At 34.3% G+C, this 17,052-nt stretch carries 11 protein-coding genes; all 11 read right to left on the bottom strand.

The genetic code is table 11. The features are described 5' to 3' along the window. Window positions 1–6 precede the first annotated feature (6 nt). The gene (locus tag BN863_RS05060; RefSeq protein ID WP_038528160.1) at window positions 7–1,374 is read right to left on the bottom strand and encodes a sulfatase-like hydrolase/transferase; all 1,368 of its coding nucleotides are present in this window, start codon (window positions 1,372–1,374) and stop codon (window positions 7–9) included. 172 nt (window positions 1,375–1,546) lie between these two features. After that, window positions 1,547–2,500, bottom strand: coding sequence for a prolyl oligopeptidase family serine peptidase (locus BN863_RS05055; RefSeq protein ID WP_038528158.1), 954 nt, complete (start codon window positions 2,498–2,500; stop codon window positions 1,547–1,549). Between the two features lie 89 nt (window positions 2,501–2,589). After that, window positions 2,590–4,995 (bottom strand): glycoside hydrolase family 3 N-terminal domain-containing protein, encoded by a 2,406-nt coding sequence (locus BN863_RS05050; protein WP_038528155.1) that lies wholly within the window; start codon window positions 4,993–4,995, stop codon window positions 2,590–2,592. Between the two features lie 36 nt (window positions 4,996–5,031). After that, window positions 5,032–5,898: a hypothetical protein gene (locus BN863_RS05045; RefSeq protein ID WP_038528153.1), complete on the bottom strand. Its 867-nt coding sequence runs from the start codon at window positions 5,896–5,898 to the stop codon at window positions 5,032–5,034. A 4-nt stretch (window positions 5,899–5,902) separates the two neighbouring features. After that, window positions 5,903–7,114 carry a glycoside hydrolase family 88 protein gene (locus BN863_RS05040; protein WP_197539168.1) on the bottom strand — a complete coding sequence of 404 codons (1,212 nt, stop codon included), beginning with the start codon at window positions 7,112–7,114 and terminating at the stop codon, window positions 5,903–5,905. Between the two features lie 125 nt (window positions 7,115–7,239). Then, on the bottom strand, window positions 7,240–11,388 hold the full coding sequence (locus tag BN863_RS05035) for a two-component regulator propeller domain-containing protein (protein WP_051774501.1): 4,149 nt from the start codon (window positions 11,386–11,388) through the stop codon (window positions 7,240–7,242). Window positions 11,389–11,658: 270 nt separating this feature from the next. Continuing rightward, complete coding sequence (locus BN863_RS05030; protein ID WP_148304565.1) at window positions 11,659–12,195, bottom strand: hypothetical protein; 537 nt, start codon at window positions 12,193–12,195, stop codon at window positions 11,659–11,661. Between the two features lie 55 nt (window positions 12,196–12,250). Next, window positions 12,251–13,546 carry a TRAP transporter large permease gene (locus BN863_RS05025; protein WP_038528146.1) on the bottom strand — a complete coding sequence of 432 codons (1,296 nt, stop codon included), beginning with the start codon at window positions 13,544–13,546 and terminating at the stop codon, window positions 12,251–12,253. Beyond that, complete coding sequence (locus BN863_RS05020; protein ID WP_038528143.1) at window positions 13,546–14,010, bottom strand: TRAP transporter small permease; 465 nt, start codon at window positions 14,008–14,010, stop codon at window positions 13,546–13,548. Before BN863_RS05020 ends, BN863_RS05025 begins: the two co-directional genes overlap by 1 nt. Before the next feature lies 1 nt (window position 14,011). Further along, the gene (locus BN863_RS05015) at window positions 14,012–14,992 is read right to left on the bottom strand and encodes a TRAP transporter substrate-binding protein (RefSeq protein WP_038528140.1); all 981 of its coding nucleotides are present in this window, start codon (window positions 14,990–14,992) and stop codon (window positions 14,012–14,014) included. Between the two features lie 371 nt (window positions 14,993–15,363). Continuing rightward, window positions 15,364–16,932 (bottom strand): sulfatase-like hydrolase/transferase, encoded by a 1,569-nt coding sequence (locus BN863_RS05010; protein WP_197539167.1) that lies wholly within the window; start codon window positions 16,930–16,932, stop codon window positions 15,364–15,366. Window positions 16,933–17,052: the final 120 nt, after the last annotated feature.

Below are 17,052 nucleotides of genomic sequence, written 5' to 3'. Positions count from 1 at the left end.
TATTAATTATTCTGCAACAACAGGAGCACCCGATCTTACTTGGGCTTCCCAAACATCTAATTGTTTAAGCATAGTTTTTACACGGTCTGGATGGGTTTTAGACAAATCGTTTTGTTCAGATAAATCTTGTTTTAAATTGAACAATTCTATAGTTTTTTCAGAATCCAATCCGTTAGTTACTAATTTCCAATCGCCACTTCTCATGGCCTTTTTATCTCTAAACACCCAAAATAAATCACGTTCAGGAAATGCTTCTCCCTTAACAATATGATTTTTAAAACTCACCCCATCTACAGATTTGCCTTGTGGTGTTCCCTTTGCAAAATCCAGAAATGTAGGTAGTAAATCCATTGTAAGAATTGGTGTTTCATTAATACTTCCAGCTTTAATGTGGTTTGGATATTTCATAATCGCTGGCACTCGATGTCCGCCTTCATAAACACTCGTTTTAGAATCTCTTAGCACCCCATTATCGCCACGTACTCCAGCTGCACCATTATCTGAACAAAAGATAATAATTGTATTTTTATCTAACCCTTCATTATTAACCGTTTTTAATAAATCACCAATGGTTTCATCCATAGTTTCTATCATGCCTCTATAGATGGTTTGCACACTATCTTTTGGAACTTTTCTAATGTATTTTTTATTGCCTTCTTCACGCACTGGTTTATCATAACGTCCTTGAATTGGGTAATGTGGAGATTCCTGAGCTAAGTATAGAAAAAATGGTTTTCCTGTTTTATTTGGATGATTTTGTTTTATAAATTGAATCCCGTAATTGGTAATTAAATCTGTAGAATATCCCGGTTCATCTGCAATAGTATTATTTTGCCACCAGTCTAGGTAGCCTTCTTGATCTATGTGCGAATGATAATCGATATTACCACTTACAAACCCCTTAAATTCATCGAAACCCTGATAAATAGGATTAAATGGTTCGGCATAACCTAAATGCCATTTTCCATACATAGCTGTGGTATACCCTAAACGTTGTAATTCTTCAGCCATGGTTATTTCATCTAAACTTAATCCAACTTCACGATGATTTGCCGCTGTTATTACACCTTCTACACCTGTACGTTGCTGATATTTTCCTGTTAATAAAGCTGCACGCGTAGGACTACAAATTGGACCGTTGGAATGAAAGTCTAAAAACTTAACACCTTGCGAAGCCAATTTATCAAGGTTAGGCGTATGTATGGTTTTACTTCCATAACTTGATAGTTCCCCATAACCTAAATCGTCTGCCATGATTAAAATAATGTTTGGTGGTATTTCCGATTTAACTTGCGCATGTATTTGCGGTGTACAATTAACAATTATCCCCAATACAATTAATCGGTACATGTCTTTTAACTGATACTTTTTCATACTATTTTAAAATCTTAAACACTTATAATTATGTAATCTAAAAAACGAATCGCTACGTTTTCAACCGGATTTCCATCATAAAAAAGATGACCTACTCAAGACCTAAATTAAAATGCTTTTATTATATAATTTAATGGTTTACTATTCTTAAACATTGAAATTTGTTAACCAACTATTGCTTTAAATGTGACAATATAAAACGCGTAGCATAATCATTTAACTCCGAAATAGAAGGTGAAATATTTGCACCATTAAAACTATGTTCAGCATTTTTAATAGTTAACAACTCTACATCTGCATGTTTTTCTTCTGCAACTTCCATCATATATGTTGAATTGATAATGGGTAATATAGAATCTTTATCGCCATGTAATAATAGAATAGGTGGACTATTTTCTTTTAATAATTCTGTTGGACTAAGTAAGCGTGCTAATTCTGGTTTTTCATTTAGAGGCGCACCCAATAAGCGAACAAACAGTGTTTCGTCTTCAAAAATAGAACCTGGTCTTAGATCGGGATTTAAACACGAGGTAAACGGAAAATAAGATACTACACATTTAAACTTAGGCTGATATTTTAATAACTCAGGATTACCTTTAAAATCAGCATTATCGCCTAAAGCAGTAACTAAACTAAGGTGTCCACCTGCGGATCCTCCCCAAATACCATAACGTTCCGTATCTAATTTATAAGTATTTGCGTGTTCTAAAAGAAATCTAGCGGCATCTTTTGCATCTACCACAGCATCATAGGCATTGGTATCCCCTTTTGCTTTTCGATACTCAATGGTAGCGCACACAACTCCATTATCGACCAGCGATTTTAAGGTGCCTAAAAACGATTTTTTAAGTATATTATATTGACTTCCCCCAGCCCAACCGCCACCATGCACATGCAACATCCAAGGATTTTTTTGCTGTAGCTTACTCGAATCCGGATAGAAAATAGTCATTTCTAAAGCAACATCATCTACGGTTTTATACACTACAACTTTCTTGTTTTTAAAGCTGTCTAAAATCTTTTGTTCTCCCTTATTCTGAGCAAAAAGCATAGCGTTTATAGTCAAGAAGCAAATCATCGTCGCTATGGATTTTGCAGACCTAAAGGGTACATTAATTATTTTCATATTTGGTTTTTCTTATGTTGACTTGATTTCTAACTGTTTTATAATTAGTTTTTGAAATAGTAAAACTATTCGCACGCGTTCTCAATAAACTATAGCACACTAAATGTTTCTTTTAAATGAATATCTACAGACGAACTTCCTACCATAATTTCGAAATCTCCAGGCTCTACAGTCCAATTCATATTAATATCTAAAATCTCTAAATCTTCAGGATGTAAAGTAAAATGAACGGTTTTAGTTTCGCCAGGCTCAAGAGCAACACGATTGAAACCACGTAATTGAGATTCGTAAGTAGTAACGCTACTCACCTCGTCTTTTACATACAACTGAACAACCTCGTCTCCGGCGCGTTTTCCTGTGTTCTTCACTTTAAAAGACACGTCAATATCGCTTTGCGATTGCTTTGTTTTCTGATTTACAACTAAATCACTGTATTCAAACGTCGTGTAACTTAGTCCGTAACCAAATGGGTACAACGGACCTAAAACACGTGTATTGCCGTAGCCATTAGGTCCTGCACCTGGTTGCCCAGCTTGCGATCCTGGTTTGTAAGGGAAATTCAATGGGATTTGTCCAACAGATTTTGGAAACGTCACCGTTAGTTTTCCGCCAGGATTATAATCTCCAAATAACGTTTCGGCAATCACTTCTCCCGCTGCCGTACTTGGAAACCAAGCTTCTAAAATAGCTGGTAAAAACTTATTTTCCCAATTAATAGTAAGTGGTTGACCGTTAATTAAGACTAAAACCACAGGTTTTCCTGTAGCATATAATGCTTGAACGAGTTGGAATTGGCGTCCCGGCAGCCCCAAACTGGTTCGCGATTTGGTTTCTCCCACACGCTTTTCATCTTCACCAACTACAGCTATAATAATGTCCGATTTTTTGGCTTGCTCAACGGCTTCAGCAATATTTGCTTCTTCAGATGCCGAAAGTGGCGTTGGAATAATCTCACTTCCTGGCCAATCCGGATCTACAATATCACAGCCTTTAACATAATGTACTTCCGCTTTATCTTTTGCGTAATTTTTTATGCCTTGATATACAGATGTTGATGGATTATCTGCTGGACCATAACGGCTATACGTAAAACTCACCTCGTCGGCCAAAGGTCCAGTAACCAATATATTTTTTAGATGATTAACATCTAGAGGTAATAAATTATTTTCGTTTTTAAGAAGCACTAAAGATTCTCTATTGATTTGTTTTGAAAACGCTTCGTCGGCTGCTGTATGCACTAAATCATCTGAAGCTTTAGGATTCTCCACATAAGGCGAATCGAATAATCCCAATCTAAATTTCACTTTTAAAACATCAGCCACTCTAGAGTCGATTGTTTTCATTGAAATTTTTCCTTCTTCAATAAGTTCACGAAGCGGTTCTATAAAAGATTCTGGTGTGCGGAATGTGGTCCGTACATTTAATCCTGCTTCTACCACTTGTCTCACTGCTTCTTTATAGTTTTCGGCAACATGATGCTTTTCAGACACATATTCTACTGCTTCACTATCCGATACCACATAGCCATTAAACCCATATTGTTCTCTAAGTAACTCAGTTAAAAAATAAGAACTCGCTGTTACTGGCACACCATCGTAATCGTTATAACTACTCATAATCCCCATAGGTTTCGCTTCCTGAATAACGCGTTTAAATGGATATAAATGCAACTGATGCATTTCTCGAGGTGCGACATGCGGATCGGTTCGTGCATCGCCATCTCTGGCACCTTTTGGAATGCTATATACTGCAAAATGTTTAAGCGTTGCAGCCACACCTTGCGATTGTACGCCAAGTGTCATTTGTTTTCCCATTTCGGCAACATGGAAAGGTTCTTCGCCATAACATTCTAACACTCTTCCCCATCGCTGATCTCTAGCAACATCTAAAATAGGTGCATAAATATTGGTGTAGCCTAAAGCCTTAGCTTCTCGACCAACAATAGTTCCCGCTTTATAAACCAAATCTGTATTCCACGTACTTCCAATACCTATTGGTGCTGGAAGTGGAGTTGCTTTTTTATGACATAATCCATGAACGCCTTCGTTGGTAAAATCGACAGGAATTCCTAAACGTGTTTCTTCTATAAACCACTTCTGAACCGTATTTATAGCCTCGGCATGCGTGCTATATGGAAAAGAATACGAGGTATGTGTTTTCTCTTGATTCCAAATGGTATTTAAATGCTCGTCGATATTAGCGATACCATCTTTCCAAACACGATTCTTCCAATTGGCTGTTGGTAATTCATCTTCGAGGACACGTGCGAAACCATACAAGGTCGTTAGCTGACATGTTTTCTCGTTTACATTCATCAAGGAGATGAGATTAGACACACGATCGTCGATATGGGCTTTTGGATCTTCATAGACATCCTTTACGCCATTCTTATTAAAATCGATCCAATCTTTATAATATATTTTTGGACCTTCTGTTTTGAATGATGACAACAAAAACACACTGGACAAAAGAACTACTGTGGCTTTAAACTTCATGGTTTATTTTAAGGTTTTAGCAATACGTGATTACATTTATTTTACTGGATTTTCTATGATTGCTTTTGCATCTTCCGGATTTGTTTTTTGTTTTCCGGTTAGTAAATAAATAATCATTCCCGCATCTGAAGGGTCAAAATCTCCTTTTTTAATACAGGTTAATTGTCGGCTATACAACCAATCTAATTGCTTTTTGACTTCTGCAGACTGTTCTCGAATTGGTGATGTTTTAATCCAATCGAATCTTTCGATAGGTGCTTTCATACCATCATAATCATCGCCGCCATTCTGATTGGAAATTCTATCGCAAATCAAACCTTTAGATTCAAAACTAGATTTTATTTCGTTCCAAGTCCACCCCGAATGTTGCTCCCATTTATTTGGTTTATCGGCATGATTATCGTTCCAACTATGATGAGAAATTATACGTACAAACTTTAATTTAGCCTGGTCGGCTTTTGCAAGAGCACTACCCACCACTTGCATTGGTCCAGCTGCTATTATGGTTAACGGATCTTCTTTTTTAGATCTGTCTATTTCCTTCACTATTGCTTGAATTGCTTTTGTAGAATCGGCAACAGCTTCGATAAAATTGGTGTGGTTAAAATGAAATATTTTCTGTCCTTCTAAGGCACTAATCTGCATCTCTTTTTGCGCATTTTCGTGATCGTGATTGCTACCCCAAATATGATCGCTAAACGTGTACACCGTTAAACAATCTTGCAAACCCTTTGCAGCCAATAAAGCCAATGAAAAAGGTGTTGCCGCCCAATCGTCGTGATCATGCTCATTCCCGTCTGAACTTATTACAATTCGTCCGGTTGAAAAAGGTATAGTTTGCGCATTTATGTTAAAGGTTAATACAAAAGCAAATAGAAGTACTGTAAATGTTTTAGTTTTCATAATCTTAAGATTTTTGAAGTGTTTTAAGTCGCATTAATCCTTCCATAAAATAATAATCGGCATAAATTATTGGTTCATCAACTTCTAAACCTTTTGGATGATTTCCTGTAGAGTGTAATAATAAGGCTTGATTTTCAGACTGGCTTAAATACGCATCTGTAGACAGTATTTCTATTAAAGTTTTCCCTGCTTTAAAATATGTATCTTGTAATTGCGGATTATCTACTAAAGTTGACAATTCTAAAAATCCGCAGGCAGCAATGGCGGCTGCAGAAGCATCTTTAGGTGCATTTGGAATTTTAGGATCATCGAAATCCCAATACGGTATTCCGTCTTCTGGTAAACGTTGTAAAAATTTATCTGAAAGTTTAATGGCTGTGTCTAAGAAATCTTTTCGGCCTGTTTCTCTATACGAAAACGCAAACCCATAAATACCCCAAGCTTGTCCCCTTTCCCACATAGACTCGTCTGCATAACCTTGATGTGTGTATCCTTTTACAAATGCGCCAGTTTTATCGTTAAAAGACCCTAAGTGGTACGAACTAGAATCAGGACGCACTAAATACTTCATGGTAACTTCTGCATGATTCTCTGCGATATCGTAGAGTGATTTACTTCCACCATTTTTTGCAGCCCAAAACAACAGTTCTAAATTCATCATATTATCTATAATGGTGTTGTGTGGATACTGTGTTCTGGTAGGCCAAGAATGTATGCTACCAACTATAGGATTGTATAAAGTAGCTAAAGTATCGGCTGCATCAAGTATAACTTGTTTGTAAGATTCGTTTCCGGTTAATCGATACCCATTACCATAACTACAAAATATTTGAAATCCAATATCATGATTCCTAGCCTCTGTGTAAGCAATTTGTTTTAATGACTCGGTAAATTGTTTAGCTCCTTTTAAGATTGTTTCATCTTTAGATGCTTCGTAAGCATACCAAAGTGTCCCTGGCCAAAATCCGCTACACCAATCACGAACTTTTACAAATTCCCAATTTGTTTTGTCTTTGTATATGTGTCTAGGAAAACTATCGTACGATTTTAACGTGCTTAAGGTTTTTTTTAATTTATGGACATTTTGATCAAGAACAGTTCCATTTTGTACAGGTTGCTTTAAAGGTGCTGTAGATTCCTTTTTATTAGAATTATTACAACTAAATATTAACAGAGACATGACTGTTGCTAAGCAAAAAAAATTAATCTTGTTCATGTATTACGGTTTAAGGTGTACCACGTAATACAATATTAATTTTTTTAGAAATGGAATCTTCTAAATTATAAGTCATTTTAAATAACTTAAAACCCATTTTACTTAAATACGCTCTACATCATGGTTTATTCATCTGTTGCTGCTGGAGCATCCGGTTTATTTTTCTCTACATATTCACTCGGAGTCATATTGTATAAATCCTTAAACGTTTTACCGAAATAAGCCGCAGAATTAAACCCGGCCATATGAGTAACTTCTTTAATCGTGTACTTATCCATTAACAATAAATCTGAAGCATATTTTAAACGAATGGTACGAATAAAATTACTCGGATTTTGTCCTGTTATAGACTGTATTTTTCTATAAAACTGAGAACGGCCAATGCCCACTTCTTTTAATAAGTGCTCTAGTTTAAACTCGGTATCGCTTATGTTATCTATAATAACTTTGGTTGTTTTCTCTAAAAAGGCTTCATCTATAGAATTGCTAGTCGCTTCTGTTGGCGTAATAACAGCTCCAAGTTTAGAGAACTTCTCTCTAATTATACGTTTCGATTCTAATAGATTAATAATTCTAGCCTTTAATACATTTAAATTAAATGGCTTACCTAAATACCCATCGGCACCCGTTTTATAACCTTCTATTCGATCTTCTTCAAGTGCTCTTGCTGTTAATAGAATAACAGGAATATGACAAGTTTCAAATTCCGATTTTATGCGTTTACATAATTCGAAACCATCCATTTTAGGCATCATTACATCACTAATTACAATGTCTGGATAATGTTTTAATACCTTTTTTAAACCTTCTTCACCATTAACCGCTTCAATAATTTCGTAACGATCCATTAGTTCATTTCTAAGATGCTCTCTTAACTCTTTGTTATCTTCTACAATAAGCACTTTAGAGAACTCTTTTTTCATGCTAGAAGATTCTTTATCTACCACTTCTTGACTATCCTCTGAGATTAACATATCGTACTCTACAGATTTCATAGAGTTGATTAAGAATTCATCTTTTACGTCTTCAACAACACTAGCCTCTGCTTTTTTGTTATATGGAATTCTAACGACGAACTTACTTCCTACACCGTATTCACTCTCTACAAAAATTTCTCCTCCATGTAAATCAACTAAACCCTTACAAAAGTTTAGTCCAATACCTGTTCCGGTTTTATTCACATCTACATTATAGAATCTTGAGAACACACGACCTACTTGGTCTTTTGTTAATCCTATTCCCGTATCTTCTACAACTATTTCAATATAATTTTTAAGCGTTTTAGATTTTTTTAATCGGGTTGTACCTGTTTTCTGGTTTATAACTTTATCTACAGACACCTTTATGTCTCCACCATTATTTGTGAATTTAATGGCGTTAGAAATTAAATTGGTTAGAATTTTTTCAATTTTATCGAAATCGAAATAAGAATACAATTTATCTGATGTTGCTGTAAACGTATAATTTATATTTTTCTTAGTCGCTAAACCTTGAAACAACGTATAAATATCGTTACTAAACTTAATTATATCTCCTTTCTGTAACTGAAGCGGTGCCATACCAACCTCCATTTTTCGGTAATCTAACAACTGATTCACTAAATACAACAACCTTCTGGCACTACGCTGTATGGATTTAGCAGACGATTGCACCACCTCTGGATTAGTGTATTGAGACACTAATTTATCTAACGGATTTAAGATTAAAGTTAACGGCGTTCGAAATTCGTGAGACACATTAATGAAAAATTCTAATTTCATCTGATCGAATTCTCGTTCCTTTTCGTCTTTAATTCTATTTGTAAAAAATTGGTTTATATACCAAAGTGCCAAAAGAAAAAGTAACGAATAAATAGTATATGCCCACCACGATTCCCATGGTGGAGAATTAAGGGTAATATTTAAAGACGTTACTGGAGCATTATCCCAATCGTCATTAGAAGTCGCTTTTACCAAAAATGAAAACTTCCCTGGATGTAAGTTCGAGTAATTTACAATACGATTTCCTTTCGCTAAAATGTAATTATCGTCTAAGCCGTCCATTTTATAGGCGTACTTTACTTTATCTTGATTTTTAAAATGAAGTGCTAAAAACTCGAAGGATAAATTTGTTTGCCAATAATCTAAGAAAAGCTCTTTCGTTTCAGAAATATCACCAGATTTTACATACTCATTATTCACCTTCACCGCTGAAATCATTGGAAATAACGTATCTGCTATCGCCACCTTAATATCTTCTGGTTGGAACACATTAAACCCGTTAATTCCTCCAGCAAGAATACGTCCATTCTTAGTACGCGTAATGGATTTACTTTGGAATTCTAAACCTTGTATTCCATCGTGCGTATTAAAATTTTTGATACTGTGTGTTTTCGGATTTAAAAACGCCAAACCACTACGAGAGGTAATCCATAGGTTATTATTGAAATCGTCAATAACTCCAGTAATTAGATTATTTGCTAACCCATCTGATGTAAAATATGACTTTTCTAACTGAAGGTTTTCGTCTAATTTAAAAAGACCAATATCTGTACCTAACCAAATGTTATTAAATTCATCTTCGGTAATATCATTAATTCTGTTTCCCGAGATTCCATTTATATCAACCTCATAAAACGTTATGTATTCAGGAATACCTGGTCCGATTTCATCTAAATTGATGTAATTTAAACCTAAAGACGTCCCTACTAACAATCTGTTTTGAGAATCTATATGTAAAGAAAACACAAAATTACTAAGTAAACCTTCCTGATTACTTGAGCCTATTTTAAAGTGATGAAAGTTTTGAGTTGGCACATCTAAAATATCTAAACCTTCGTCTCTTAATCCAAACCATACGCGATTGCTTGTATCTTGAATACCTGTCCAAACAGAATTCTGACCAATACTACTAACATCTTTATCGTGATGATAATAGGTTTTAAAGCGCTTTGTTTCGGGATTAAACTTATTAACTCCGCCATCTAAAGTACACACCCAAATGTCGCCATCTAGATCTTCAAACGTGTACATTATTTTATTTGAACTTAGAGAATTTGGATCTGTAGGATCATGTTTATACGCTATAAATGCGTTGTTTTCTTCATCAAAATAATTTAATCCACCATTATAAGCACCTAACCAGATTCTGTCTTTAGAATCTTGCATTACCGATTGAACAATTTTCTCATTCAACCCGTTAGGTTTATCATTTTGATAGTAATAATGACCAAAACTCGATTTATTAATATCTAACTTACTTATACCTTCGTTGTAGGTTGCAAGCCAGAAAATCCCGTCTTTATCTTCAATAACATCAGACACTTGATTTCCTGGTAAGGAAAAAGGATCTGAAGGGTTGTTTACTATTTGATTTAATTTTTCTTTTTGTTTATCGTATAAAAAGATACCCGAACCATCTGTAACAATCCAAATTAAACCTTTAGATCCTTCGAAAAACGTATAAATAGGTATGCTCTTTTCGGCTAAGGATAGACGTTTAAAAGTATCGCTACCTTTATTCCAAACGATAATATTAGATAAATCGTTTCCTATCCAAAACTCATTAGTAGAATCTATAAATAAGCGTTTAGGAATATGGTTAAGTTCGTAAGGAGAATTGTGCCTTATAAAAACACGCTCGAAGTTATTTGTTTTCGGATTATATTTATTTAAATGATCTCCGTTGGTTTCTATCCAAATGTTACCATCTTTATCTTTTACTATAGAATTAATATTGTTATTATCTATACTTGCTTCATCTTTGTCTGAATATACAAAATGTTCCGGCACGAGATTATTAAGCTGACTCGAATCGTCGTTTAAAGTGATTTTAATTAAACCGTTACTAGTACCAATCCAGATTACATTCTTTGTATCGTCGTATAACAGCGTATTAATTATTTTTTTTGTACTGCTTAATTTATGAGCTTCTTTATAAAGAGGAATGTGTTTAAATAAGTTTGTATTTCGGTTATAAAAATTTAAACCGTTATTCGTTCCAATCCACAGGTTCTGCTGCAAATCTTCTTGAATGGCATTAATTCTATTATTACTTATGGACGTAGAATCGTTTAAGACGGGTCTAAATATTTCGAAATCATATCCGTTATATTTATTTAAACCGTCGATGGTACCAAACCACAAAAAGCCTTTACTGTCCTGAAACACTTCTAAACATGTACTACTAGAGAGGCCATCTTCTGTATTAAGGTTTTCGAACTTTAGGTTTGTAAATTGTCCGAAGATGAGATTACAGCAAAAGCAGAAAGCAATTAAACATAAACTCTTATTCATTCTATAGTTATTTTGTCAATCCCTCAAAATTACTAATATTTAACCGAAATGTTAGCGTTTTGTTAATTCAAATGATACGTGTAAACGCGGTAATAGTTTGCTAAGAATTTATAAAAACTGAAGTGCAGTTACTAACCAACTCATAGTATTGTGGTTACCCAATTACAACGATTCTCATTCTGATAAAATAGACCGTTATAAATTTTATAAAATGTAATATTTTATTTAATTTTTTTCTGAATTCACAAATAAAAACATGTTATACTTAAATTAATGTTTTAAAAGGTTGTAGTTAATTTTAGAATTTTTCCCATTATACCATTCATTAATACAGTTAATCTGGCTAATATCTTTGATGGAATTAATGGTTCTAGATTCTGGATTTGCAACCCAAGCTTTTCTTATGGTTTGAACAAAGATGTCTTCATTATCCTGAATATTTACTACAGCTATTAAGTTGCCATTATTTTCATGTTTTAAATCGAATTCGCAGTAACCTATACTAATTTTTTGATGTGTAGTAAGGTTTGAAATTTCCAAAATATCTAGCACCTTGAAATTATTTTCTGAATCCTTTAAAATATCTGCAAAAACAACCAAATGTTGCTTTCCATCTTTTAGATGAAATAGTTTGAATTTTGGTTCGGACGTTGTGCAAGAAAAAGATGTATCGCTAATTTTAGTAAAGGTTTCTAATGGATTAACCGCTTTAAAATCATTAAACTCTAAACCGATTAAGTCGTCTTTATTAATCTTATTACAACTAATAATACCAAGAATAGTTAAAACAAAAAATATCTTTTTCATAACCTCATTTTTCATTTTACACACTATCCTACAATCTCAACATATAACTCATAAATTATAAATCAAACAAACGTGGTAACCAAAGTGTAAGTTCTGGGAAGAACGTCACTAAGAACAGAGCAAAAATCATGGCTAAAAACAGCGGTATTAAAGGCTTAATTACCTTCTGAATGGTTGTTTTGGCCACACCTACTCCAACAAAGAGCACGGAGCCTACAGGTGGAGTACATAAACCAATACATAAATTTAGCACCATAATAATTCCAAACTGAACTGGATCCATTCCTAATTTAGTTACTACCGGTAAAAATATGGGCGTAAAGATTAATACAGCCGGAGTCATATCCATAAATATCCCAACAAATAACAGTAATAAGTTTATAATTAATAATATAATAATTGGGTTATCGCTTACACCTAAAAGTGCCGAACTAATATCTTGTGGTATATTCTCGTAAGACATTACCCATGACATCGTCATAGACGCACCAATTAGTAACATTACAATGGCTGTAGTGATACTAGATTCTAATAAAATTTCAGGTAAATTCTTAAACGTAATTTCTTTATAAATAAAACCTAACACCATAGTATATAACACCGCGATTGCTGAAGCTTCTGTTGCCGTAAAGATACCTGTAACAATTCCTCCAATAACAACTACTAATAAAAACAAACTTGGAACAGCATCGATAAATGTTTTAAACACTTGTCTTAACGAACTACGTTCGCCACGCTTATAGTTTTTCTTTTTTGCCCAAAATGATGCAACAATCATTAGCAATAATCCTGTTAAAATACCAGGAATATAACCCGCTAAAAATAAAGCAGCAATAGAGACTCCACCACTAGCTAATGAATATACAATTAGCACGTTACTAGGTGGAATAATTAAACCCGTTGTAGACGATGTAATATTAACAGCCGCACCAAACTCTTTAGAGTAACCTTCTTTTTCCATTTCTGGGCCAAGAATACTTCCCATAGCAGACGCCGAAGCCATAGCAGAACCTGCAATTGCTCCCATTAGCATCGCTCCAATAACATTTATTAAAGCTAGTCCGCCAGGAAGAGAACCTACTAGAGTTTTTGCAAATGCAATAAGCCGATGTGCAATTCCGCCCTTATTCATGAGTTGTCCTGAGAGCACAAAAAATGGTATGGCGAGTAAGGCAAAACTGTCTAACCCCGTTCCCATACGTTGAGACACGGTTGTAAAGGCAGGTAAGGCAGGAATACTAACCAGCATGGTTAACACAGACGATATAGCAATACTCCATGCAACTGGTGTACCTATAGCCAATAAGGCTACAAAACTAAGAACTAAAACGAGTACAGGTATATATTCCATTATGCTTTTATTTTAATAATATCAGAAATTTTATAATAGATAATAAGAAGTCCACTAAGTGGAATAACAGCATAAACCGCTGCTAAAGGGATTTGTAAAGATGGTGAATGCTGATCTAAAACATAAGTGATATACACTAATCTAAATCCGCCAACAACCATTGCCGCAAAGGCAAATAAAATAATTAAACCGTATACAAAAAGTTGTAATTGCTTTTGTGTTTTAGCACTGAAACGCTGTGGCAAAACATCTATGGCTACGTGCATATTTTTCCCAGACACATAAGCAGCGCCTAGTATCCCTAACCAAACCATTAAATATCTTGCTAACTCGTCGGTGAAAGAACTTGGCGTTCCCATTATAAATCTTGTAAATACTTGCCAAAGTACATTAACCACCATAATAGCCATTATAGTGACAAGAGCTTTTCCTAGAATAGAATCTACTGTATTTCTAAATGCCATATTATTGGGTGTCTTTAATGTTTTGTATTAAGCTATACATTGCAGGATTATCTTTATATTGATCGTAAACCTCTTGCACCTGATCCGAGAACAATGTTTTATCTGGTCTTATAATTTTCACACCTGCTTTTTGTACTTCTTCTAAAGCTTCTGCTTCTGCTTCTGCCCATAATTTTCGCTGATAGACTACAGATCTATTTACTGCAGCTTGCATCCATTCGCGCTCTTCTTCAGATAATCTATCCCATAAATGGGTTCCAACAACAATTACATCTGGTAAAGACGTATGCTCGTCTAAAGCATAGTATTTACAAACTTCGTAATGACGAGATAAATAAAAACTTGGTGGATTATTTTCTGCACCATCTACAACACCTTGTTGTAAAGATGTATATAATTCTCCCCATGATATTGGTGTAGGCGAACCTCCTAAACTTTTAACCATTTCGATAGCCGTTACACTTTCCATAACACGAATTTTTAAACCTGCCAAATCTTCTGGAGATTCTATTGGATTGTCTTTGGTATAGAAACTACGACTACCAGCATCGTAATACCCTAGACCTTTTAACCAATATTGTGTACCACCGTCTAACAATTGTTTCCCTATTGGACCGTCTAATACATTAAAAATATGGTCGCGATCTCTAAATAAAAATGGCAATCCGAAGACTTTCATTTCCGGAGAAAAATTTTCCATAACTCCAGACGAAACCTTAGTCATGTCTAAACTTCCTATCTGAATGAGTTCTAAGCATTCGCGTTCTGTACCTAATTGTTGGTTCGGATAAATTTCCAATTCCATTTTTCCACCAGATATCTCTTTTAAGTCCTCACCCATTTTCAACATGGCTAAGTGTACCGAATGTTTAATGTCTAATCCGTGAGCTAACTTAATAACTCGAGTATCAGAAATCTGACCACACCCTACTAAAAATATAGTAAGCATACAGGTCGAAATTATAGTAAAAAATTGTTTCATCTATTTATGTACTTACAGATTATTTGACTTTTTAAAGCAGAGCACTTCATGTTAAAACCAATATAAATCCTTAATTGTGTTTCTTAATTTTTACTTCTCTAAAAGCAATTGGCAATTTGTTTATGCCGTTTTAACTAATAAGAATATCTCTTAAGCTTTAGCAATACTATTAATATTTAGACTGAAGTGATATAAATTATCATCCATTTACTATCGATTATGACCGATATCTAAGAAATAATAAAATTGAAGTGTTTTTCTTTCCTATAATTATAGACAACGTCTCATTTCATCTTTCAGATTATAAAATGCATAGTGCTGAAACCCTTTTTTTTCAACTTAACTTTTAGAAAATAGTGCTAAAGCTTTTTCTAATTGAGTGCAGCTTGATACATGTTTTCTGTTTGTTGTCTTAATTGAACCAAAATTTTAGAAAACTCAGGATTGTTTGCTAAATTATTTTGCTCTAACGGATCTTTTTCTAAATCGTATAACTCTTCAATTTTAGGACTATGCTCATAATACACGATATACTTAAAACGATCGGTTCTTATACCGTGACTACGATACGATTTATTAGATTGAATTAACTTGGCATTAATATCATCTACATTGTCTTCATAACGTTCTTTAAACATGTCCACAAGAAAAAGGTCTTCCATAAATACTGCATCTCGCCACTGAGACTTATCTTGTGTTTTATTTAAAATACCACTAAAATCTTGTCCTTGCATACTCTCAGGCGCTTTAAAACCGGCTAAAGACAGAATTGTTGGAGCCATATCTACAGACGAAATAAGAGCATCTTCTCGAAAACCTTGTTTACTATTATCTACTCTTCCATCATAAACAATTAGTGGAGCTTTTACAGATTCTTCATACAATAAACACTTATCGAAAAGTCCGTGTGAGCCTTGAAAACGTCCATTATCACTTGTATAAATAATAATTGTATTTTCTAGCATACCGTTGTCTTTAAGTTTTGCCATTAAAAGCCCTACTTGTTCATCTACACTATAACCTTGTGTTGCAAAACGACGCACCAATTTCTGATACAATTCTGGTGTTGAAGATCTTTGCTTATGAAGATAAACGCCACGCGCATTTTCTTGAACAACTTCTGGTAAATTTTCATTTTCACCTGCTACCCAATTCTCAGGTACAGACATCTCTTTTTCCTTAAATTGCTTGAAATCTGGCATGTACACATCTTTATTATTATCGTGCTTTACGGCGTAAAAACTAACAGACAAACAAAACGGTTGTTCTTTTGGCTGGGTATCTATAAAACGTAACATTGCTTCTCCAGTACGTTTTGTTCGTCCTGAATTTTCACGTCCCAATTTATATATATCATGCAGTTCTTGATCGTTTTCTGGCCAGATTACAAAATCCTTTCTATCGTAAGAATCGCTACCTGCAAAAAAATCGAAAACGTTGCCCATGTACTTTTTATAATCACGGTCTTTTGGCATGCTAGGCCGGGTAGGTTTTTCTGTAACAGTGAAACCAAATTTCCCTATAAAACCTGTTCTATATCCTGCATTTTTAAGAATAGCCGGATAACTCTTTTGAAAATCTGATTGTGACAAGGTATAGTCTTGAGGCGCCACAAAACCAACCTTATGATTTGAATTAAAACGTCCTGTCATCATCGTTACACGACTAGGCATACAAATGGCTACTGCATAATAGGCTCTATCGAAAATCACACCTTCTTCTGCCAACTTATCAATATTAGGTGTATTAAATTCTGGTTTGCCATAACATCCCATATTGTCCCATCTCTGATCATCTGTCATTAAAAAAATGATATTTGGTTGTTCTTGAGCCAATGTGAAGTATTGTAATGGACTCATAAAAGCGAGCAAGAGAACAAGAGCTCGTTTAGCTTGGTTAACTGTAATTTTACGTCGTATTAAAGTGGTATATATTTTCATAATAAATTATAATCATTTAAAAGCAAAATCTAGAAACACAAGTTTACTATGCACTAAATAAAGCTCTAAACAATACTATAACTAATTGATTTAAATATGTATCAATTATTATCCAATTAC

Origin of the sequence: Formosa agariphila KMM 3901, from assembly GCF_000723205.1 — a bacterium.
GTDB classification, from domain to species: Bacteria; Bacteroidota; Bacteroidia; order Flavobacteriales; family Flavobacteriaceae; genus Formosa; species Formosa agariphila.
This window is presented reverse-complemented; position numbering and strand designations above follow the sequence as displayed.